The sequence below is a fragment of the Microbulbifer sp. ARAS458-1 genome (assembly GCF_045348205.1).
Lineage (GTDB): Bacteria > Pseudomonadota > Gammaproteobacteria > Pseudomonadales > Cellvibrionaceae > Microbulbifer.
This window is the reverse complement of record NZ_CP155838.1, coordinates 729136-750383: the sequence shown is the minus strand read 5'-3', so window position 1 is coordinate 750383 and position 21248 is coordinate 729136. Positions and strand designations below refer to the sequence as shown.

The 21248-nt window shown below is 57.4% G+C and carries 21 protein-coding genes; 7 read left to right on the top strand and 14 right to left on the bottom strand.

Annotation, left to right across the window (positions count from 1 at the left end; genetic code table 11):
• The first annotated feature begins 115 nt into the window (after positions 1 to 115).
• Positions 116 to 1435, top strand: coding sequence for a phosphate regulon sensor histidine kinase PhoR (gene phoR / locus AAFH99_RS02985; protein ID WP_051687262.1), 1320 nt, complete (start codon positions 116 to 118; stop codon positions 1433 to 1435).
• Between the two features lie 70 nt (positions 1436 to 1505).
• Here phoR and traF read toward each other — a convergent pair whose 3' ends face one another.
• The 5 genes from traF to AAFH99_RS02960 all read right to left on the bottom strand — a co-directional run bounded on the left by traF (position 1506) and on the right by AAFH99_RS02960 (position 5398).
• Positions 1506 to 2672 carry a conjugal transfer protein TraF gene (gene traF / locus AAFH99_RS02980; protein ID WP_081848124.1) on the bottom strand — a complete coding sequence of 389 codons (1167 nt, stop codon included), beginning with the start codon at positions 2670 to 2672 and terminating at the stop codon, positions 1506 to 1508.
• A 274-nt stretch (positions 2673 to 2946) separates the two neighbouring features.
• A complete protein-coding gene (locus AAFH99_RS02975) occupies positions 2947 to 3309 on the bottom strand; it encodes a hypothetical protein (RefSeq protein WP_043319914.1) in 363 nt (120 codons plus the stop codon).
• 67 nt (positions 3310 to 3376) lie between these two features.
• Entirely contained in the window at positions 3377 to 3991 is a 615-nt protein-coding gene (locus AAFH99_RS02970; RefSeq protein ID WP_043319913.1) for a DUF938 domain-containing protein, read from the bottom strand.
• A gap of 2 nt (positions 3992 to 3993) precedes the next feature.
• Positions 3994 to 4773 (bottom strand): peroxide stress protein YaaA, encoded by a 780-nt coding sequence (gene yaaA / locus AAFH99_RS02965; RefSeq protein WP_043319912.1) that lies wholly within the window; start codon positions 4771 to 4773, stop codon positions 3994 to 3996.
• A gap of 133 nt (positions 4774 to 4906) precedes the next feature.
• Entirely contained in the window at positions 4907 to 5398 is a 492-nt protein-coding gene (locus AAFH99_RS02960; protein WP_043319911.1) for a DUF4265 domain-containing protein, read from the bottom strand.
• A 60-nt stretch (positions 5399 to 5458) separates the two neighbouring features.
• On the opposite strand from AAFH99_RS02960, the gene AAFH99_RS02955 reads away from it, so the two are divergent.
• The gene (locus AAFH99_RS02955) at positions 5459 to 6751 is read left to right on the top strand and encodes a M48 family metalloprotease (protein WP_406828609.1); all 1293 of its coding nucleotides are present in this window, start codon (positions 5459 to 5461) and stop codon (positions 6749 to 6751) included.
• Between the two features lie 77 nt (positions 6752 to 6828).
• On the opposite strand, the gene AAFH99_RS02950 is transcribed toward AAFH99_RS02955, so the two are convergent.
• From AAFH99_RS02950 to AAFH99_RS02925, 6 genes are all read right to left on the bottom strand, one after another.
• On the bottom strand, positions 6829 to 7629 hold the full coding sequence (locus AAFH99_RS02950; protein WP_406828608.1) for a putative porin: 801 nt from the start codon (positions 7627 to 7629) through the stop codon (positions 6829 to 6831).
• 515 nt (positions 7630 to 8144) lie between these two features.
• Positions 8145 to 8840, bottom strand: coding sequence for a phosphate signaling complex protein PhoU (gene phoU, locus AAFH99_RS02945; RefSeq protein WP_043319908.1), 696 nt, complete (start codon positions 8838 to 8840; stop codon positions 8145 to 8147).
• A gap of 25 nt (positions 8841 to 8865) precedes the next feature.
• A complete protein-coding gene (gene pstB, locus AAFH99_RS02940) occupies positions 8866 to 9606 on the bottom strand; it encodes a phosphate ABC transporter ATP-binding protein PstB (protein WP_255875126.1) in 741 nt (246 codons plus the stop codon).
• A 210-nt stretch (positions 9607 to 9816) separates the two neighbouring features.
• Entirely contained in the window at positions 9817 to 11118 is a 1302-nt protein-coding gene (gene pstA, locus AAFH99_RS02935) for a phosphate ABC transporter permease PstA (RefSeq protein WP_406828607.1), read from the bottom strand.
• On the bottom strand, positions 11111 to 12490 hold the full coding sequence (pstC, locus tag AAFH99_RS02930; protein ID WP_406828606.1) for a phosphate ABC transporter permease subunit PstC: 1380 nt from the start codon (positions 12488 to 12490) through the stop codon (positions 11111 to 11113). The genes pstA and pstC overlap by 8 nt, the downstream gene beginning before the upstream one ends.
• Before the next feature lie 162 nt (positions 12491 to 12652).
• Positions 12653 to 13720: a PstS family phosphate ABC transporter substrate-binding protein gene (locus AAFH99_RS02925; protein ID WP_051687261.1), complete on the bottom strand. Its 1068-nt coding sequence runs from the start codon at positions 13718 to 13720 to the stop codon at positions 12653 to 12655.
• A gap of 255 nt (positions 13721 to 13975) precedes the next feature.
• Between AAFH99_RS02925 and AAFH99_RS02920 the strand changes: the two genes are divergently transcribed.
• The 3 genes from AAFH99_RS02920 to AAFH99_RS02910 all read left to right on the top strand — a co-directional run bounded on the left by AAFH99_RS02920 (position 13976) and on the right by AAFH99_RS02910 (position 16533).
• A complete protein-coding gene (locus AAFH99_RS02920; protein WP_406828605.1) occupies positions 13976 to 14611 on the top strand; it encodes a TRAP transporter small permease subunit in 636 nt (211 codons plus the stop codon).
• Positions 14608 to 15969 (top strand): TRAP transporter large permease subunit, encoded by a 1362-nt coding sequence (locus AAFH99_RS02915; protein WP_406828604.1) that lies wholly within the window; start codon positions 14608 to 14610, stop codon positions 15967 to 15969. The genes AAFH99_RS02920 and AAFH99_RS02915 overlap by 4 nt, the downstream gene beginning before the upstream one ends.
• Positions 15970 to 16143: 174 nt before the next feature.
• Complete coding sequence (locus AAFH99_RS02910) at positions 16144 to 16533, top strand: acyl-CoA thioesterase (RefSeq protein WP_043319902.1); 390 nt, start codon at positions 16144 to 16146, stop codon at positions 16531 to 16533.
• A gap of 43 nt (positions 16534 to 16576) precedes the next feature.
• Here AAFH99_RS02910 and AAFH99_RS02905 read toward each other — a convergent pair whose 3' ends face one another.
• On the bottom strand, positions 16577 to 17173 hold the full coding sequence (locus tag AAFH99_RS02905; RefSeq protein ID WP_043319901.1) for a hypothetical protein: 597 nt from the start codon (positions 17171 to 17173) through the stop codon (positions 16577 to 16579).
• A 226-nt stretch (positions 17174 to 17399) separates the two neighbouring features.
• Here AAFH99_RS02905 and groES point away from each other — a divergent pair, with 226 nt between their 5' ends.
• Together groES and groL are read left to right on the top strand one after the other, a co-directional pair.
• A complete protein-coding gene (gene groES, locus AAFH99_RS02900) occupies positions 17400 to 17720 on the top strand; it encodes a co-chaperone GroES (RefSeq protein WP_043319900.1) in 321 nt (106 codons plus the stop codon).
• The gene (gene groL, locus AAFH99_RS02895; protein ID WP_043319899.1) at positions 17717 to 19345 is read left to right on the top strand and encodes a chaperonin GroEL; all 1629 of its coding nucleotides are present in this window, start codon (positions 17717 to 17719) and stop codon (positions 19343 to 19345) included. The genes groES and groL overlap by 4 nt, the downstream gene beginning before the upstream one ends.
• Positions 19346 to 19429: 84 nt before the next feature.
• Here the strand turns inward: groL and AAFH99_RS02890 are convergent, their stop codons facing one another.
• Both AAFH99_RS02890 and AAFH99_RS02885 read right to left on the bottom strand, forming a co-directional pair.
• Entirely contained in the window at positions 19430 to 20602 is a 1173-nt protein-coding gene (locus AAFH99_RS02890) for a lipase family protein (protein ID WP_406828603.1), read from the bottom strand.
• On the bottom strand, positions 20602 to 21036 hold the full coding sequence (locus AAFH99_RS02885; protein WP_051687260.1) for a DUF6795 domain-containing protein: 435 nt from the start codon (positions 21034 to 21036) through the stop codon (positions 20602 to 20604). The genes AAFH99_RS02890 and AAFH99_RS02885 overlap by 1 nt, the downstream gene beginning before the upstream one ends.
• Positions 21037 to 21248: the final 212 nt, after the last annotated feature.

Genomic DNA, 21248 nt, shown 5'->3' with positions numbered 1-21248 from the left:
TCCCTGTCGCCGACGCTTTCAAAAACGCTTACCCGGCACTCGACCTTCGCTTAGAACCTCGGTAGTTTTTCCAGTTACCGGGTTTACCTACCTGAAACAAGATGGCCAAACCATCATGCTCGATCGCAGTATTGGCGAGTTTTCCCGCTTTATCATTATCGCCCTCGGCACCACCATTCTCGGTTTTGCCAGCGGCCACTGGTGGCTGGCGCTGTGCGCTGGTCTTGCCGCCTATGTTTTCTGGTTGCTGTGGCAACAAAATCAATTTGATCGCTGGCTCGCCAACGGCCGCCGCGGCCCGGCGCCGACGAATTTTGGCGTGTGGGGGGATATCACCGACGATTTCTACCGCATGCAGCGCCGTCACCGCAAAGAGAAGCAGAAGCTGCACGCGATGCTGCGGCGGGTTCAGGACAGCACCAGTGCATTGCGCGAGGGTATTGTGGCGCTGGAGGACGATGGCAATCTGGCGTGGTGGAATCCGGCCGCCGGGCAAATGTTGCGTTTACAGACGGACGATGCAGGCCAGCCACTGGTCAATTTTGTGCGCGACCCGCGTTTTGTCGAGCATATGTACGAGCGTATGGGTGGCGGCAAGCGGGCGAATCAGCAGCCGATCACGCTGCCGGCACCGGGGGATGATTCACGGATTCTACAAGTGGAGGTGACGCGCTTCGGCCAGGATGAGGCGCTGGTGATTGTGCGGGATATTACCCGGCTGCATAACCTGGAGCAGATGCGGCGGGATTTCGTGGCGAATGTTTCCCATGAGCTGCGCACGCCGCTGACGGTGATCGCCGGTTACCTGGAGACGCTGCAGATGAGTGGCCAGGCGCCGCGCAATTGGGACAGACCCCTGGGGCAGATGAGTGAGCAGACGGTGCGTATGACCAGTCTGGTCAACGATCTGCTGCTGCTGGCGCGGCTGGAGACATCCGAACGCGACAGTGGGCGCGACCAGGTTTCGGTGCGCGAGCTGATGGAGCGGGTGGCTGGCGAGGCCCGCTCACTGAGTGGCGAGCGCCACGTGATTTCCGTAGCCTGCGATGAGGATTGCACGATTACCGGCGACGCCGGCGAGCTGCACAGTGCTTTCGCCAACCTGGCGTTCAACGCGGTGAAGTACAGCCCGGATGGCGGGCCGATTGAGCTGCGCTGGCGCACTGATGCCAGCGGCGGGCATTTTTCGGTGAAGGACTCCGGTATCGGTATAGACCCGATGCATATTCCGCGCCTGACGGAACGCTTCTACCGGGTGGACGCCGGTCGCTCCCGCGAGAGTGGCGGCACCGGTCTGGGTCTGGCAATCGTGAAGCACGTGTTGCTGCGCCACAGCGCAAATATGAGTGTCACCAGTGTACCCGGCCGCGGCAGTACTTTTACTCTGAACTTCCCCACCCAGAAGCTGACCCAGGTCAGTTCTGAGGCGAGTTAATAAAGTAATCAAACAGAAAGGGGCCAGCAGGCCCCTTTTTTATTTTTGCCTGTTTATCAGCAGCGGAGTCTTACAGCTCCATACCAAACTGCAGCGCCGCACCCAGGGTGTCCCCTGAGGATTTGATCGCCGACAGATGGAAGTGCAACACATCGAATGGGCTGAATCCGATACCTGCGGTCAGTGCGCCATCGTAAGTGTCCTTGAGGTCGTGGCGGTAACCCACCCGCAGCTGCACCCAGTCGAACAGGTCCGCTTCCGCGCCCAGGCGCAGTACTTGCACTTCACCGGCACCATCAAACAGCTCTACGGCATTCAGATCAGCATCCGCCAGCAAAGTGAACACCTCACCGGTGTAGCCAACACCCGCAGTCAGCTGCGGATCCAGTTGGATCTCCACACCACCCTGCACGGTGTCGTATTCCTGAGCAATGGCATTTCGCAGGGAGACACCGCCCTGCAGCTGGCCGAAATTGATCGTAGCGCCCAGATCCAGGTTGAAATTGGTGTGTTCCAGGGTGTAGTCATCGACCTCGAAATCGTCGCTGTCGAAGTTGGCGATGGTTTCGATGTATTCGATGGACTCCACGCGCTGGTACTTGGGCGTTACGCCGAGGGACACCTGATAGTCCTTGAAGGTAAAGTTGCGTGCGGCGGCGAAACCGATCTCCTGCATCGAGTAACCGAAGGCTCCGGCCGCGGTTTCCAGATCATCCTCGTCGAATAGTTGTTCGCCAAAGTTTTCCAGCAGTGCAATATCCGCATCCGCCAGCTGCACATCGGTGGCAATAAACGCGGACTGGCGAACAAACAGCAGGCCAGAGGCAACACTGTTGGGAATGGCAACGGTCAGTTGCGCGCCAGCATCGGCGGTGAGACGGCCTTCGTCGAGCAACTGCAGCTGCTCGAGGATGTAGTCGGCGTCGTCCTGGTTGGCGGTGAAGCCATCCAGCTCATCGATAAAATCGGTAAGATCTTCGCTGGTATCGATAAAGTCATTCTGATCATTGGCGATCAGTCCGAAGTCAAAGGTCAGTGCAAAATCATCACTTTCGCCGAAATTCGTCGCGGTTGCGGGATTGATCAGCGCACTGTAGGTGTAGTCGCCCCCGGCAACTCCGGCACCGGCCATGGCGCTCCCGCGCCCGGAAAAAATTTCCGCAGCAACCGGCGTTGCACTCAGCATCGCCGTGGCGGTGAGTGCACCGGCCAATCGGTTTTTTGTCCACTGTTTCATCTAAGCCCCCAATAATAATCGTTTAATAGTCATCGCACCTTTCGGCGCACAGTCAGAAGTTTGCTTTTATGCCCGTTATGCGTGTTGTTATCGGCGGCGCAAAAATAAACGTGAGAGGGGAAAGGCACAATGGCCCTTTCGGGGTGTTTTGCGAACTACTTCTCAGGGATATTGTGACGCGAATTCGCTGAATGGCGGGTGGCAGAGGGAATTGACAGGCCCCAGGCGGGGCCTCCTGACGAAAAAATGTACTCTCGGTCCGACGCCCGGTGGGTTATTCCAGTTCCTGCAGGGGGCGCGCTTCGCCACCGGCAACATATTCCGGTGAACGGTCGTCTGCGAGCGCTTCCGCTTTGCGTTTCCCGATGGTGATATGCACCACTTTGCGCGCGCTGTCGCGGATCAGGATATGTTCGCGACCTTCATCGTCCACCGGCAGGTTGCGCTCGCCAATCAGGCCATCGCGCAGGGCGCGCAACTGCGGCACATCGCGGTAGCGGTCCAGGTCTTTGGACAGCTTGTGCTTCATGCGCTCGGATTCGTGCAATGCCGCCGACGTTTCACGGTATTTCGCAAAGAAAAACACCGCCGCGATGGCGGCGAAAATGGCGAGGGTGGTTTCAAACCATGGGGGCATAGTGTGGTTTCCTTAACTGTATTGGCTCGTTGTTCCGGTATCTCGAAGGCGCCTGCCCAGCTGGCTCCTACAAGGTGCGGTTCCTCGTCATCTGCCACACCAATAACTGGTTGTTGGCGGGCAGGTAATTGTTTTCGGTTCTTTGCAACCCCTGGGCCTCGGCGAGCTGGTCCAGCCACTCCAGATCGCGAATCCCGCGCAGCGGGTCCCGCTCTTTCAGCCACACATCAAAGTCCGCGTTGCCGGGGCCGATATACTCACCGTCAATTTTCACCGGGCCATAGACGATCAGTTGGCCGCCAGGCTGCAGCACCTGCGGCAACTTCTGAAAGAACATCTCCACCGCAGTAGCCGGCATAATGTGCAGTGTATTGGCGGTAAACACAGTGTCCACCCGCAGAGGTGGCCAGTCACTGCTGACATCCAGTGCAATCGGTGCGGGCAGGTTGGCCGCGGGGCTGTGGTGGAGCCAAGCCTGTACCTGGTGCAGGTTTTGCGGCCGCTCGCTGGTCTGCCAGTTAAGATGGGGCAGGTGCGGGGCGAAGTACACCGCGTGCTGGCCGGTGCCACTGCCGACTTCCAGTACCCGGCGACTGTCCGCCAGCAGGCGCTTTAGATGAGCCAGGATGGGTTCGCGATTGCGCGCGGTGGAGGGGGCGTCAGGAAGCTTGCTGTCGCTCATATTCAGGCGGGCTGTTCATCGCGCAGAAACACCCAGTCATTGCCCTTGGAGTGTTCTTCACTGAAATAGTAACCGGCGACATCGAAATCTTTCAGTTGTTCAGCCTTCTTCACCCGGTTGTCGATGGCCCAGCGGCTCATCATACCGCGGGCTTTTTTGGCGAAGAAACTGATCATCTTGTATTGGCCGTTTTTCCAGTCCTTGAAATGCGGGGTGAAGATCTCCCCCTGCAGCGCTTTTTTCTGCACCGATTTGAAGTACTCGTTGGAGGCCAGGTTCACCAGCTCTTTGCTCTTGAGCACCTGTAACTGTTCATTCAGCGCCGCAGTGATCTTGCCATCCCAGAATTCATACAGATTCTTGCCGCCGCTATTGGCAAACTTTGTGCCCATCTCCAGCCGATAGGGCTGCATCAGGTCCAGCGGGCGCAGCAGGCCGTAGAGGCCCGAGAGCATACGCAGGTGTTTTTGTGCAAAGGCAAAATCCCGCTTGCCCATGGTCTCCGCTTCCAGCCCGGTATACACATCGCCTTTGAAGGCGAGGAGGGCAGGGCGGGCGTTTTTATCCGTGAACGGACGCTTCCAGCTGTGGAAACGATCGTAGTTCAGTACCCCCAGCTTGTCAGAGATCTTCATCAGACTAGAGATATCCTGCGGACTCAGAGCCTTCAGTTCCTTGATCAACGCCGCGGACTCCTTGAGAAAATCCGGCTGGGTGGTGTCCAACGCGGGAATTTCACTGTCAAAATCGAGGGTTTTTGCGGGGGAGATAACGATTAGCATAGGGAATCACTACTGATGATTTTCGTCATTCCGGTCCAGAGCCTGTGCCGGACTTGATCCGGTATCGGGATCCAGAATCCGGAGTGCTGGATTCCGGCCTGCGCCGGAATGACGGTATTTAGAGGGCGTTGGATTATTCTGGCTTCAAAATGTGCTGCCACCAGTTGAGTGGCGTCTGCCCATCCACCGGATCGTACACATTACCGTAGTACCAGACACTGTTGGCACCGTCACAGACACTGTTGAGGATCTGCTCAATCTCGGCAAAGCCACAGCTTACATGGATGCTGTACACCAGCAGGCGCGGGCTTTCCAGATCCAGCTCGCCGCCAAGTTTTTCCAGCTGCGGGGTCAGTTGATCGGAGAGCCTGGTGCTGTCTTCGCGACAGAAGATACGCACCGCCAGGTTCCCGGAACGCTTGACCAGATCAAAACTGGGTTTTTCCGGGTCGTCGCGATTGACCTTGATGGTGTCACCGCTGGCGATGCCCTTGATAAAGGCCGGGGAGCGCACCAGCTGTACGCTGTCGTCCTCATTGACCCGCACCTGCATGCGCTCTACCACCGGCTCTCCATCGGGATTCATACCGGCAAACAATTCGATAATCTGCAGTGCGGTCGTCATAACCTCTCTCTCCGGACTGTGTACAATATTGTGCGAACCGCATTATACAGGGAGAGGATCATGTTTCCGCGTTCATTCACCAAGCGCCTCCTGGCCACCGCCACCGCCGCCTCTTTGACCGCCTCCATCTTTGGCTGTTCGGTCAATCCGGTTACCGGCAAGAAGGAGCTGTCGCTGATGTCCCAGAGCCAGGAAGTAGCCCTCGGTGAACAGCAATACCCCAAAGCCCAGCAGACCCAGGGTGGTGAATATCTGGTCGATCCCGCACTACAAAGCTACGTAAGCCGTGTGGGCCAAAAGCTGGCCAGAGTGTCCGACCAGCCCAATTTGCCTTACGAGTTCGTGGTTCTGAACAACTCGGTGCCCAACGCCTGGGCGCTGCCCGGTGGCAAGATCGCCATCAATCGCGGCCTGCTGGTGTTGCTGGAAGACGAGGCGGAGCTCGCAGCAGTTCTCGGCCACGAAATCGTGCACGCCGCCGCCCGTCACTCCGCCACCGCAATGTCTCAACAGCAGATTCTCGGCGCGGGCATTGCAATCCTGGGTGCCACCACTGAAAACACCGCCTACGGCGATCTGATTTCTCTGGGTAGCCAGTTCGGGGGCTCCGCCTATATTGCCAAGTACGGCCGCGATAACGAGCTGGAGTCCGATGAGTACGGCATGAAATACATGGCCGCCGCCGGCTACGACCCGCAGGGTGCGGTGCGTCTGCAGCAAAAATTCGTCGCGTTGTCTGAGGGCAAACAGGCGAGTGGCCTGGATGCGCTTTTCGCCAGCCATCCGCCATCACAATCCCGTGTCGATGCGAATATCCAGCACGCAAAAAACCTCGGCGGCGGTGTGACCAACCGCAATGAATACCAGCGTGCGATCGCGCAGCTCAAGAAAGATGCCGATGCTTACAAGAGCTATGACGCGGCAGTGGCTGCGGCACAGAAAAAGGATTATGACCGCGCTCTGATGCTGGCGCGCCAAGCGCAGAAGCAGCAACCAAAAGAAGCCGCATTCTTCGCATTGGAAGGGGATCTGCTGGCGCAGAAAAAGCAGTACCAGTCAGCACTGCAATCCTATGAAACCGCGGTGCAGAAAAATCCGACGCTATTTTCCAATTGGCTGATGCGCGGCATGCTGAACGCGCAGCTGAATAATTACACCGCCGCCGAGAGGGACCTGCAGCGCTCCACCAGCTATCTGGATACCCCCCATGCGCACTACTACCTGGGGCAGGTTTACGAAAAACAGGGCAACACCAAGAATGCCCTGAGCCAGTACCAGATTGCCGCACAGGACAGCGGAGATATTGGCACCAAGGCGCAGGCGCGGATGCAGGCGCTGGGTAGCCAGGGGTAAGCATCTCTATTTCTAAAATAAAAAAAGCGGGCGAATTTCTTCGCCCGCTTTTTTGTGCTTGATTTTCCGGAAGGAAATTACAGCTGAACGGTTACGCCCAGGCTGAAGATATCCAGATCGTCATCGTCGCGATTTGAAGTATAAGAGACTTTACCAGCCACATTGCGGTTAAAGAAGTGAGTTGCATTGAATTGGTAAGTTTCATTTTCCGCGTAAGCAGCACCCACTGAGGTGTCTTTATTGAAGTAAAACTCAACATTACCCCCCCAGTAGACGTCAGCGTCATCGCTGTCAGTCAAAGACAACCCTGCCGTCAGATACTGACCACCGGCCAGTGCGGTGAAGTATTTGGAAGAAACGCTGCGGTAGTCAAACTCATCATCCACTTCAGCGGTAAAGCCGATGTAGTCGGTTCCGCTCAGTTGGTGATTGTACTTGCCGCGGAAAAACAGCACGGTGTCAGAGTCTTCGACTTTCTGAGCTTCTACCTCGGCAAGCAGATTTGGAGTGAACAGAAAGCCAGCTCCGGCACTGTATACGTTAGTGGAGTTTAGATCTTCAAGCTCACCAAACACTTTCCACTGTCCGGTGTAGTATTCGCCACCAAGCTGCAGGCTATCGCTATCGCCGCCATCATAATCTGTGTAACGAAAGCCGCCATAGATATTGGAAACCGGCAGGATGTAGTTGAATTCCTTGCGTGGACCCAGAGTTTCCAGGGCGCCGAAATAGTACTGAGATCCGAAGCTCAGTGTATCAGTTTCAAAATTTCCGTAGTCAGCGGAAGTGTAATCAACATCGGTAAAAGAATTATATTGATCCGCGGAGGCAACCGCAGAGGCCAGCATCAGAGGCAGTGCTGCAAACTTGAACTTCATAGAAGCGTTCCCTGTTTAATTTACATCTGTACTTTCGTACCCATCCAACTCATCCGTTCGACCCTCTTCTGGGTCCCGGACAAATTCGGCGCGGATTCTAAGTGCAGGAAAATTTAAGTGCAACGAAAGAATTAATTGCGACGTGCGTCTCAAATACAGTTTGATTCCGGTAGTTTAGCTACAGTCGCAGGCGTATTTTGCTTGGGGACAACTGAACCAAAGCTGAATAGTATTTAAAGAGAGAAATTTACAGAATATGCGCCGTGAGGGGAGCTTCGGCCTGCCAAAGAGTTTTCTCGCTGTATATTGGCATTACCAAAACAGTATATTTTTATCGGTAACTAATTCTCAATTAAAACTGGTACGAAACACTGAAATGGAAAAAGGGCTGCAACTGCAGCCCTTTGTAAAAATAAAAACCATGGAAACTCAACTTATCCGAACTCTGCCGATGAATAAATCGGGGGGACTCTAGTGGCCCATGCGGGAAGTTGTGTAACGGTTCGCACGGGCCACTAGCGCATATTCTTTTCATTACCGTGGCGAATATCGGCACCTTTAACCAGGTACACCACCTGTTCGCAGATATTCTTCGCGTGATCGCCAATGCGTTCCAGTGAACGCAGGGTCCACAGCACATTCATCACCCGGGAAATACTGCGCGGGTCTTCCATCATATAGGTGACCATTTCGCGGATCGCGCTGCGGTAGTCCATGTCCACCTGCTCATCTTTGGCCAGGGTTTCCATGGCGGACTTGACGTCGAAGCGGGTGTAGGCGTCCAACGCGTCGTTCAGCATCTTGCGCACGGCGTTGGCGATATGGCGGATCTCGGTGTAGCCGCGGGGCGCCGTGCCTTCGTCGGTGAGGGCGATGGCCATCTTTGCGATCTTGCTGGCCTCGTCGCCGACGCGCTCCAGATCCCGGGCGATGCGGATAACCGACATCACCATGCGCAGGTCGGAGGCGGCCGGCTGGCGTTTGGCGATGATCAGGGTCGCGTGCTCGTCTACTTCCATTTCGCAGCGGTCGATTTCCTCTTCCACCTGCAAAACCTTTTCCGCCAGTTCGCTGTCGGCGTTGGCGAGGGCTTCTACGGCATCGGCTACCTGGCGGGTGACCAGGCCACCCATTTCCAGCATTTCCGTCTTGAGGCTTTCAAGGTCTTCGTTGAACTGGCGGGAGATGTGTTGATCGAAATGCATTTCCATAACTTTGTGTGGGCTCCCCCCAACCTTAGCCGAAACGGCCGGTAATGTAGGCTTCGGTGAGATCGTGTTCGGGATTGGTGAACACGGTCTCGGTGTCATTCACTTCCACCAGTTTTCCCAGGTGGAAGTAGGCGGTGCGCTGGCTGACCCGCGCGGCCTGCTGCATGGAGTGGGTAACGATGGCGATGGTGTAGTTCTCTCGCAGTTCGTCGATCAGCTCCTCGATGCGGGCGGTGGCAATCGGGTCCAGCGCGGAACAGGGCTCGTCCATCAGGATGACTTCCGGGCTCACGGCGATGGCGCGGGCGATACACAGGCGCTGCTGCTGACCACCGGAAAGGCCGGTGCCGGGCTTGTCCAGGCGATCCTTCACTTCGTTCCACAGGCCGGCGCGACGCAGGCTGTTTTCCACGATTTCATCCAGTTCCGCGCGGCGGCTGGCGATGCCGTGAATCTTGGGGCCGTAGGCGACGTTGTCGTAAATGGATTTGGGGAAGGGATTCGGCTTCTGGAACACCATACCGACACGGGCGCGCAGGGGAACCACGTCCACCTTGGGGCCGTAGATGGCTTCGCCGTCCAGGCTCAGTTCGCCTTCCACGCGACAGCCCTCGATGGTGTCGTTCATGCGGTTGAGACAGCGCAGGAAGGTGGATTTACCGCAGCCGGAAGGACCGATCATGGCCACCACCTGGTTGCGGCCGATATCCAGGCTCACATCGTGAATCGCCTGGGTCTCGCCGTAAAACACGTTCACATTGCGCATGCGCAGCTTGGCGTCGTCGCAAAACGGCGATCCGACGGTACCGTCCACTTGGCTATTTGGATTAGCCGCTCTGCTTTTCACTTCTGTCTGCTCCGCTACCGGTTGGGTGGCTTCTTTCTGCGCCGGTACAGCTTCGCCGGCGTTCAGGGTCATGGTACTCATGGCTCTTTCTCGATTCGCTATCTTAGCATTCACAGGTAACGGGGCGAGTTACCAGCGGCGCTCAAGTTTTTTACGCAGCCACACTGCGCAGGTGTTCATGGTGATCAGGACTGCCAGCAGTACCATGATCGCGGCGGAGGTGCGCTCCACGAAGGCGCGCTCGGGGCTGTCGGCCCACAGGAAAATCTGTACCGGCAATACGGTGGACGGGTCGGTGATGCCGTGGGGCACATCGACAATAAACGCCACCATACCGATCATCAGCAGCGGTGCGGTCTCACCCAGGGCCTGAGCCATACCGATAATCGCACCGGTGAGCATGCCGGGCATGGCCAGCGGCAATACATGGTGCAGCACCACCTGCATGCGCGACGCACCCATGCCCATGGCTGCTTCACGAATGGACGGCGGCACGGACTTGAGCGAGGCGCGGCTGGAAATAATGATCGTCGGCAACGTCATCAACGTCAGCACCAAGCCGCCCACCAGCGGCGCCGAGCGCGGCAGTTCGAAGAAGTTGATAAAGATCGCCAGGCCCAGCAAACCGAACACGATGGACGGTACCGCGGCGAGGTTGTTGATATTCACCTCGATCAGATCGGTCCAGCGGTTCTTCGGCGCGAATTCCTCCAGGTAGATGGCCGCGGCCACACCGATGGGGAATGACAATGTCAGGGTCACCAGCAGGGTGAACAGTGAGCCGACCAAAGCCGCGCGGATACCCGCCTGTTCCGGCTCGCGGGAGTCACCGTTGGTAAAGAAGGTGGTGTTGAAGCGCTTTTCCAGCTCACCGCTTTCGCGTAGTGCCAGAATCCATTGCGCTTTCTGCTCGGAGGTACGGCCGAGGAAACCCTCTTTGGTTTTGGACAGGCTTTTTACATAGGTGTCCACATCGTCATCGGCGTTAAACCACAGGGTTTCAGTTTTGCCCAGCAGCTGCGGGTTTTCCTGCAAACGCTCGCGCAGTTCAAAGCCGGCACCGTTGGACACCAGCGAGTAGAGCTCGCGCTTGTCGCGACGGCCGGTCACTTCCGGGAAGCGCTCGCGCAGGGCGTTGCGAATCACCGCATCAAAGTTGGCCCAGGCCAGGCTTTCCTCGTCCACGGTTTCGATGCCGAGGGCGGCCGGGTCGTAGGTCACCTGCAGCTGGATATCCGTCTGTACAAAGGCACTGCTGCCCTTGCTGATGATATCGGTGAACAGCACCAGTACCGCCAGCACGCCAAAGGCGATGCTCGCGATACCAAACCCGCGGAAGATTTTTTCCTTGCGGTGACGGCTGGCGAGCCGCGCTTCGATGCGCTCGCGGACCTGCTTCTGGGTCAAGTTGGATTGAGTCAGATCAGTCATACTGTTCCCGGTATTTTTTCACTACGTGCAGGGCGATAAAGTTCAGAATCAGGGTGCTGATAAACAGCATCAGGCCGAGGGCAAACGCGGCGAGGGTCTTGGGACTGTCAAATTCCTGGTCGCCCACCAGCAGGGTCACGATCTGCACCGTTACTGTGGTCACCGACTCCAGCGGGTTGGCGGTGAGGTTGGCAGCCAGACCCGCGGCCATCACCACAATCATGGTCTCGCCGATCGCGCGGGATACCGCCAGCAGCACGCCGCCGACAATGCCGGGCAGTGCAGCCGGAATCACCACCTTGCGCACGGTTTCCGATTTGGTGGAGCCGAGTCCCAGGGCGCCGTCACGCAGGGACTGAGGTACCGCGTTGATCACGTCGTCAGAGAGCGACGACACGAACGGAATAATCATCACCCCCATCACCAGGCCGGCGGCCAGGGCACTTTCACTGGAGGCTTCCATTCCCATGGACTGGGCCACTTCGCGCACGAAGGGTGCCACTGTGAGGGCGGCGAAGAAGCCGTATACCACGGTGGGTACGCCGGCGAGAATCTCGATCAGGGGCTTGGCAAATGCGCGCACCTTGTTGCCGGCGTATTCGGCGAGATAGATGGCGGACATCAGTCCCACCGGCACCGCCACAAACATGGCGATGGCAGATACCATCAGGGTACCGGTAAACAGGGGCACCGCACCGAAGGCGCCGCTGGAGCCGACCTGGTCCGAGCGCAGTGCCATCTGCGGGCTCCAGTGCAGGCCGAACAGGAATTCGGTCACCGGTACCGACTGGAAGAAACGCAGGGATTCAAATAGCACCGACATCAGAATGCCGACGGTGGTAAAGATCGCGGCGCAGGCGCAGGCCAGCAGGATTATCCGCAGAACTTTTTCCACTTTCTCACGGGCGCGCAGCTCCGGAGAAATACGCAGTAGGGTGTAGACACCCAGGCCGGCCGCCAGGATCAGGGTGATTGTGGTCTGCATCCAGCGGCCACTTTGCCGCAGGCTGACCAGATGATCTGCCGCTGCCTGAATCTGTGGCGTAGTTGCGCCAATAAGGTTACCCGCGGCCAGGTTCTGGATCTGCGCGTACAGCAGGTTCTGGCCGGAGATGGTTTCCGGCTTGTCGGCAATACCACCCAGCACCAGGGTGCGAATAATCGCGTCGTCGAACAGCATCCATAAGCCCAGAATGACCAGGGCCGGCAGGCCGCACCAGAGGGCGGTGTGCACCCCGTAATAATTGGGCAGGGAGGCGAGACTGCGTACACCACCGCGGCTGCGAGCGGTGGCGATGGCGCGGCTGAAGCCGGTACCGTAGGCCACCAATACCAGCAACAACAGCAGGGCGAAGAGAGTGGGGGTCTGCATCGATTCGCTCGGTTATCTGTGATGAAGTAAAACGCCGGCCATTATCCGTAGTTGTGGCCGTAATTCCATGAGATTCAGCAATGGCGCATATACGTAAACGGCCAAGCCCCCATTTGGTAAAGGGACTCGGCCGGTAATTCCGTCTACCTGTCTGGCTTAGCTTTATTTTGCTGCCAGGTTGGTCAGCGCGTTCAGCTTGCGCACATTGGTGGCCACTTGCTGACGCTGTGCATCGGGCAGAGAGATCATACCCTTGTCGGCAAGGTAACCTTCTTCACCCCAGGCGCGCTCGTTGGTGAGCTCGGCCAGGAATTGTTTGATCCCGGGGACCACGTCCACGTGTGCTTTCTTTACATACACGAACAGCGGGCGGGAAACCGGGTAGCTGTTGTCGGCGATGGACTCGAACGTCGGTTCCTGACCTTCGATCACGGATCCCCGCACCTTGTCCGCGTTCTGGTCGAGGAAACTGAAACCGAAAATACCGAGTGCATCAGGGCTGGCAACCAGCTTGTTCACGATCAGGTTGTCGTTCTCACCGGCTTCCACGTAGGCGCCGTCTTCACGCACGTTGTGGCAGATGGCCTTGTAGGCATTTTTGTCGGAAGACTTCTTGGCCGCGATCCAGTCGAACTTCTTGCAGCCACCTTCCATTGCCAGTTCGGCAAAGGCGTCGCGGGTACCGGAAGTCGGGGGCGGGCCCAGTACTTCAATTTTGGTCGCCGGCAGGGTCGGGTTTACGTCTTTCCAGGTCTTGTAGGGGTTGGCAACCAGAGTCTCGGAACCGTCCGGGTTCGGCACGTCTTTGGCCAGGGCCAGGAAGATGTCCTTGCGGGTCAGCTCGAATGGCGCGGACGTCTTGGCATTGGCCAGCACGATGCCGTCGAAACCGATCTGTACTTCCACCACGTCCACGCCATTGTCGTTGCACATGTCCAGTTCGGACTGTTTGATGCGACGGGAAGCGCCGGTGATATCCGCGGTGCTCTCGCCCACACCCTGACAGAACAGCTTCATGCCGCCGCCGGTACCGGTGGATTCAACAACTGGGGTCTTGAACTGGGTGGCGCGGCTGAAGCGCTCGGCAACCACAGTGGTGAACGGATATACGGTGGATGAACCCACGATGCTGATATGATCGCGCGCCGCCAGAGCAGCATTGGACGCCGCGATGGTCAGGGCCGCGAGGGCGGAAGCCAGTACTTTTTTGCTCGCAGAACGGTTGTTCATGATTTCTCCAGAAATGGTCGCGAATTGGTCGAGAATTAGTCTGTAGTCTCTGCACGCCGCGCATGCTATTTCGAACTGGTGACGATTCTATGAATGAAAAGTTACAAACAGATTACAGTCATCGGCGCAATTTATGACCGCCCCTTGAAATCCGGTCGCCTCAACAGCCGCAGCCGGAACTGGCGCAATTTCTGACCGAAAGGTACGCTCTCACTTATTAATAACAAACAAAAAAGATGGTTTGAGAGACCTTCCATGAAGTTTCTACTAAGCAGCGCCGATACTCTGGACCGCTTTGCCCACCGCTGCGGTGGGGTTTTGGGCTGGTTTACCCTGGCCATGGTGGCGGTCCAGAGCCTTGTGGTCGCTCTGCGCTACGGGTTCGATGGCGGTTCTCTGGCCCTGCAGGATGCCGTGACCTACCTCCACGGCGCCGCCTTTATGCTGGGCCTCGCCTACGCAATGCAGGCCAATGCCCACGTGCGCGTGGATGTGATCTACCGCATCTTGTCCGCCCGTGGCAGGGCCTGGGTAGACGCTGTGGGCTGCCTGATATTCCTGCTGCCCCTATGTGCCTTTATCGGGTACGGCAGCTGGCAGTTTGCCGCCAGCAGCTGGGCGGTGAACGAATCCAGCAACAGTGCCGACGGCCTCGGGGGAGTCTATCTGCTGAAAAGTCTGATTCCCCTGGCCGCCGCCACCCTCGCTGTGCAGGGATTGAGTCAGTTTGCGCGGGCACTGAATACCCTGATGCAGGTGGAGGCCGGCAGCGACGAGAGCAGATTTTCACAGTCCTCCACCCAGGCATCTGCTCGTCCACAGGCCGAGACACAGCTCCACCCGCTGGTGCGGGAAGCCGCCCCCGGTTCGGCTTCGGAGGTGGGCGCATGATCGAGCTGATCCCCCTGTTGATGTTCCTCGCGGTATGCGCAACGCTGATGCTCGGCTATCCGGTGGCCTTTACCCTGGGCGGCACTGCCCTGCTGGCCGCGGGCCTCGGCATTGTTGGCGGCATCTTCGATGGGGAGTTGCTCCGGGCCTTCCCGGACCGGCTCTACGGCATTATGCAGAACGGCACCCTGATGGCGGTGCCGCTGTTTGTGTTGATGGGTGTGATGCTGGAAAGAGCGCGTATCGCAGAGGAGCTGCTGACCAATCTCGCCCGGGTCTTCTCGGGGATTCCCGCGGGCATGGCGGTCTCCGTGGTGGTGGTTGGGGCGCTGCTCGCCGCCAGTACCGGTATTGTCGGCGCCACCGTGGTAACCATGGGGCTGATGTCCCTGCCCACCATGCTGAACCGCGGCTACTCCCCAAAGCTGGCCACCGGTACTATCTGTGCGACGGGCACCCTGGGCCAGATTATTCCCCCGTCCATTGCGCTGGTACTGCTGGGGGATACCCTGTCCAACGCCTACCAGCAGGCGCAGTTGAGCCAGGGGATTTTCAATCCCAAACCGGTGAGTGTCGGCGACCTGTTTATGGGGGCGATCATTCCCGGGCTCTTGCTGGTGGCCGCCTATATTCTCTTCCTGCTGTTTATCGCCCGCCGCGAGCCAGCGACCCGCCGCACGGCGGCGGAAGAGGTGGATCTGCTACAGACCCTGAAAAGCCTGTTTCCACCCATTGCGCTGATGTTACTGGTACTCGGCTCGATCATCACCGGTGCCGCCACGCCCACGGAAGCCGCCGCGGTCGGCGCCCTCGGTGCGGGCATTCTGGCCTGGGGTCGCGGCGCGCTGAACTGGGAGCGAGCCGGGGAAGTGGGGCAGAGCACTTTGCAGGTCACGGCGATGGTGTTCGCCATCCTGATCGGCGCTTCGCTGTTCTCCCTGGTATTCCGGGGTTTTGGCGGTGAGGAAGTGGTTACCCACTTTTTTGAAAGCCTGCCCGGGGGCGTGGTCGGTGCCACTTTGCTGGTGATGCTGGTGATCTTTTTACTCGGCTTCATCCTCGACTTTATCGAGATCACCTTTGTGGTGGTGCCCATTGTCGGACCGGTACTACTGGCCATGGGGCTGGACCCAGTGTGGCTGGGTGTCATGATCGCCCTGAATCTGCAGACCTCGTTCCTCACCCCGCCGTTCGGTTTTGCGCTGTTCTACCTGCGCGGCGTGGCGCCAGCGGAGGTGGCCACCGGCGCCATCTATCGCGGTGTGGTGCCATTTATCGCGATCCAGTTACTGGTCATGTGCCTGCTGGCACTGTGGCCTGCCCTGGCGACCTGGCTGCCGGCGTATGTCACATCGTGATGAATGGAATGACCGGGCGATCGAACCAGCCGAAAAATGCCGCGGGGGGCGGCAAATTCACCCACTCAGGACTGGCTAATTAGTGCCCAGATTGTGCTAGAATGCGCCACCCGGCCAAGGTGACTCCGTATGCACTGCCGGGCCAATAAATCTAAGAATTTGTGAGCACCTGCGATGTCCGCCATTGATGAAGAACCGCAACCCAGCGGTACCCTGACCCTCCAGACCCAGTCCATGCCTCGGGACACCAACCCGCAGGGCGACGTGTTTGCCGGCTGGCTGATGTCACAGATGGACGTGGCCGGTGCCATCCTCGCCCAGAGCATCGCACGCGGCCGCGTCACTACTGTCGCCGTTGGCAGCATGGTGTTCCTGCGCCCAGTACCCGTGGGATCCACCGTCAGCTGTTACGCGGAAGCGGTTGAAGTAGGACGATCGTCCATTAAAACCATGGTGGAAGTCTGGCTGACCCGGGTAGATACCGGCGAGCAGGTGAAAGTCACTGAGGGTGAGTTTGTATTCGTCGCCATTGACGACCGCGGACGGACCCGGCCGCTGCCCTGAAGCGATCAGCAGATATCAGCTCAGATTGGGGCCGTCAGCGGCCTCAGTGCATTCCCCCCGATTCCGGCAACACCACGCCCAGGCTACGCAGTTGGGCGGCCAGCTGTGGATCATTGGTTTGTCGCCAGCGCTGGAACAGTTGCAGGATATCCGTTGCATCCATCGCCTGGTGGCGACCACACACCGTCGCCACCAACTCCAGCAGGCGGGCAAAGCGCTCCGCCAGCTCACTGAAAACACGCCGATTGTGCCGGGCATTTTCACCCAGATAGTCGTAAGCGCCTCCGCCCATCCCGATGAAATAATCCCGACTGATCCCCCGACGCGCGTAGTTTTCCGGAAAGAGCGCACCCATAAACAGAGCCAGGTCACCCAGTTGCCGCAGGATCAGACAGCGATGGTAATGACTGTCGACCTCCACCGCATCGCGATATAGCAGCGCCAGCGGACGTACAGAGATCTCACCCTGGTCATAACTGAACACCTGATCACTATCCCCAAACCGTGCCAGTAGGCTACCCAGATACCACAGAGTTTCCTCCTGTGGACGAGGGTCCAGATCGTCGGCACCGGCCTGCAGGCGCTCGCGAAAAAACTCGGCCAGTGTCTGCTCAAAGGTGGTTGGTGATACGGATGGCATCAGTTCCTCCTTCTTCTATCTGTCTCTGTAAATATAAATCTGCCTTTATCCCGCTTCTATTTTTTGACCCCGGTTTTTTATAAAAATTTTTTCTAAAAAATCCGTTTTTGGTCCCCTTGAAAAATGTTGAAGCGTTCCTATTTTCGCGATTGTCGGAAGGGCAAGCCCTTCCCGGCGACCAACCTTTAACATTGAAACATCCAAATGCTTATTGGGAGGAAATCCGATGAGTATCAGACCGCTCTACGACCGGGTGGTTGTGAAACGCCTTGCCGCGGAAACCACCACCAAGGGTGGCATCGTTATTCCGGACAAGGCCGCTGAAAAACCCACCCAGGGAGAAGTGATTGCCACCGGCAGTGGCGCTCAGCTGGATAACGGCGAGCTGCGCCCGCTGGCAGTCAAGGTGGGAGACCGGGTGCTGTTTGGGCAGTACGCCGGCACCGAACTCAAACACGACGGCGAGACTTATCTGATCGTAAAAGAATCCGACATCCTCGCCGTGCTCGAAGAGGTCACTGAAAGCGAACAGGAGAAAGCCGCATGAGTGCCAAGGTAGTCAAATTTTCTGACGACGCCCGCGAACGCATGCTTGCGGGTGTAAACATTCTCGCCGATGCCGTCAAAGCCACTCTTGGGCCCAAGGGCCGCAATGTGGTGCTGAGCAAAAGCTTCGGCGCGCCGCGTGTGACCAAAGATGGTGTATCTGTAGCCAAAGAAATCGAGCTCAAGGACAAGTTCCAGAACATGGGCGCGCAAATGGTGAAGGAGGTCGCCTCAAAAACTGCCGACGTGGCCGGTGACGGCACCACTACAGCCACCGTACTGGCCCAGGCCCTGGTGCGCGAGGGACACAAGTCCATTGCCGCCGGCATGAACCCCATGGACCTGAAGCGCGGTATCGATACTGCGGTAAAAGCCGCGGTAGAAGAGTTGGCGAAATTGTCCAAGCCCTGTGACGACACCAAGTCCATCGGCCAGGTCGGCACCGTATCTGCCAACTGGAACGAGGATATCGGCAAGATCATCGCAGAAGCCATGGAGAAGGTCGGCCGCGACGGTGTCATCACCGTGGAGGAAGGCAAGTCCCTGCAGAACGAACTGGAAGTCGTCGAAGGCATGCAGTTCGATCGCGGTTATCTGTCGCCGTACTTCGTCACCAACCAGGAGAAGATGCAGGCGGAGCTGGATAACCCCTACATCCTGCTGTTCGACAAGAAGATCAGCAATATCCGCGACCTGGTGCCGCTGCTGGAATCCGTCGCCAAGGCCGGCCGTCCGCTGGTGCTGATTGCCGAGGATATTGAAGGTGAAGCTCTCGCCACCCTGGTGGTCAACAGCCTGCGCGGCACCATCAAGGTCGCAGCGGTGAAAGCGCCGGGCTTTGGCGATCGCCGCAAGGCCATGCTGGAAGACATTGCCATTCTCACCGGCGGTACCGTCATCTCCGAAGAAGTCGGCCTCACCCTGGAGAAGGTCGAGCTGGAGCAGCTGGGCAGCGCCAAGCGCGTCGTGATCAGCAAGGACAACACCGTGGTCGTGGATGGCGCCGGCGACAAAACCGCCATCGATGGCCGCGTGAAACAGATCCGCGCGGAAATCGAGAACTCCACGTCCGACTACGACAAGGAGAAACTGCAGGAGCGTGTGGCCAAGCTGGCCGGCGGTGTTGCGGTGATCAAGGTCGGTGCCGCCACCGAAGTGGAAATGAAGGAGAAGAAAGACCTGGTGGACGACGCCTTCCACGCGACCCGCGCAGCGGTGGAAGAGGGCATTGTGGCCGGCGGTGGTCTGACGCTGGTGCGGGTTGCCGACAGCCTGCGCAAGAACGGCCTCAAAGGTGCCAACGACGATCAACAGGTGGGTATCAATATCGCCCTGCGTGCGATGGAAGAGCCTTTCCGCCAGATCATCGCCAACGCCGGTGTCGAGGGTAGCGTGGTGCTGAACAAGGTCCGCTCTAACGAGAGCGCCAATTTCGGCTACAACGCCCAGACCGGAGACTACGGCGATATGCTGGAGTTCGGCATCATCGATCCCGCCAAAGTCACCCGCTCTGCGCTGCAGAACGCGGGCTCCATCGCGGGCCTGATGCTGACCACCGAAGTGATGGTGGCTGACAAACCGGAAGACAAAAAATCAGAACCTGCGGCAGACGCCTACGACTACTGATTTTCTTCCGTAGACCCATCCCCAGTGCTTTTCTTTTTGGGGCCGCAAGGCCCCTTTTTTCTTTGGGGAAACAGACCCCGTCAATTAAATACCCCGACCTTCAGCCAGAGTCGCACTCAGGGCCTGCTTACTGATCTCGTTAACCCGGGATGAAAGTTTCAGCAGCAGATTGCGTAGAAAGTCGTGGGTGATACTGGCCGATTCTGCGATCGGCTTGAGGCCGAGAAACTGCATAATTTTCTTCACCAGCAACGCCACCAGACTTACCGAGCCAACCAGCAGCTTGACGCCGCTGTTCAACACTATGGCCAACTGATCCATCAGGGTGAAATAGGTGGTGGCGGTAAAATTGATTACACGACCGGCGAACTCCATGCACTTTTTCACCACGTAGATGATGGCATCGTTCAGCCATTCGATGGCCGACATTGTCTGCCCGATGACCGCCTTGGAGCGCAACCAGGCTTCAACGCCGCTATCGGTGCGGGCAGCCGGGCGCATAGCTCGAATGGCTTCCCAGCTCTTGTCTTCTACCGAGTCCTGGTAAAGAGCCATATCGTGGTAGGTTTTCCACGGCACCAAGCCCGGGGAAGGCAAAAAGAAATCGCGATCGGTGCTGGGTGTGTGCACAAAGGGCCAGATGGGGATACAGGGCACAATATCGGTGCGATGGTAGGCTCGAAAGATATTGTCATCACTCAACAGGCGGGTGCACTGCTCAGAAAAGCCGATCAAGCCCACCCGAGGACTTCCGAAAGAGTAAAGTTTTGGAAAATGCGCCGTGTGTTTGCGTACCCACTCCGCAGCAATCGTGGCCAGCGCGCCACCGAGACTGTGCCCCAGACAATGGACACGGGTACCGGCCGGCAACCCGTTCACGAAAACGGAAATCTGCGGCAACATTGACTGGAACGCTTTGTTGAACCCGTCGTGAACCGGCTGGCCACTCGCAGAGGCAGACAGGGTGAGGTTGAGGTTTGTCAGCCAATCCGCCAGATATTGTGTACCCCGAAACAGAATGAAAGCGTGGCCCTTCAGGTTGTTCTGGCCCAGAAGCAGGAACCCGAATGCCGTCCTAACCTTGATAAACCCCGGCCCCCCGGTCTTGCCTTTCAGCATATTCTCTTCATAAAACGACAGGTTACCGCCGTATTTATGATTCAGGTGGGTAATGGCATCTTGCAGAACCGGGAATTTGGTCAGGGCATATACTTCACTGGACAGACTGGCCGCCTGTTCCGGAGTCAACTCTATCATTAGAAAATATCCTTTTTAGCGTCAGGCTCTACATCCCACGTACACTTGGTAATGAATGGCTGCCGATCCACATTGATCACCTCATCGTCCTGAGTGAGCTCGCAGGTCACCACAAGTGGTTTCCCGCGCGATTCCGCATTCTCTTCACGCTTTCGCTTCACTCCAGACCAGATTTTGTATTCCTGATCGTTGTAGATCACGTTAATCAGCTGACCGACTACAAATTCCTGAGGAAGAAGATTCACCACATGCCGGGCATAGACACCGGGCATTTCAAAATGGCCGGTTTTATCCGTGACTACTTCATCCTGATTTTTACTCTGATAATCGGTAACCCTTATCACTCTGGCACCGATAGCAGGCTTTCCCTCGAAAAGAATCACACCGGATATAGGCGAAAACGTGCAAACCTTCCCCGCATCAAAAATAGACATAGGCGATGCTGTCCCTGAAATACAAACCAACAAAACGCACAGAAATAAATTGCGTAACATTATCGTAATAACCTGTAACTCGGATCGGCTTTAACCAATCCGTGTGCGCCGACTATTGCTGCATACTAATAGCCCACTGACCAATGTCAAAAATATAAAATGGTGTCAGAGTCAATTTCCAAAACATGAACCATAGTACCACCTGATGGATT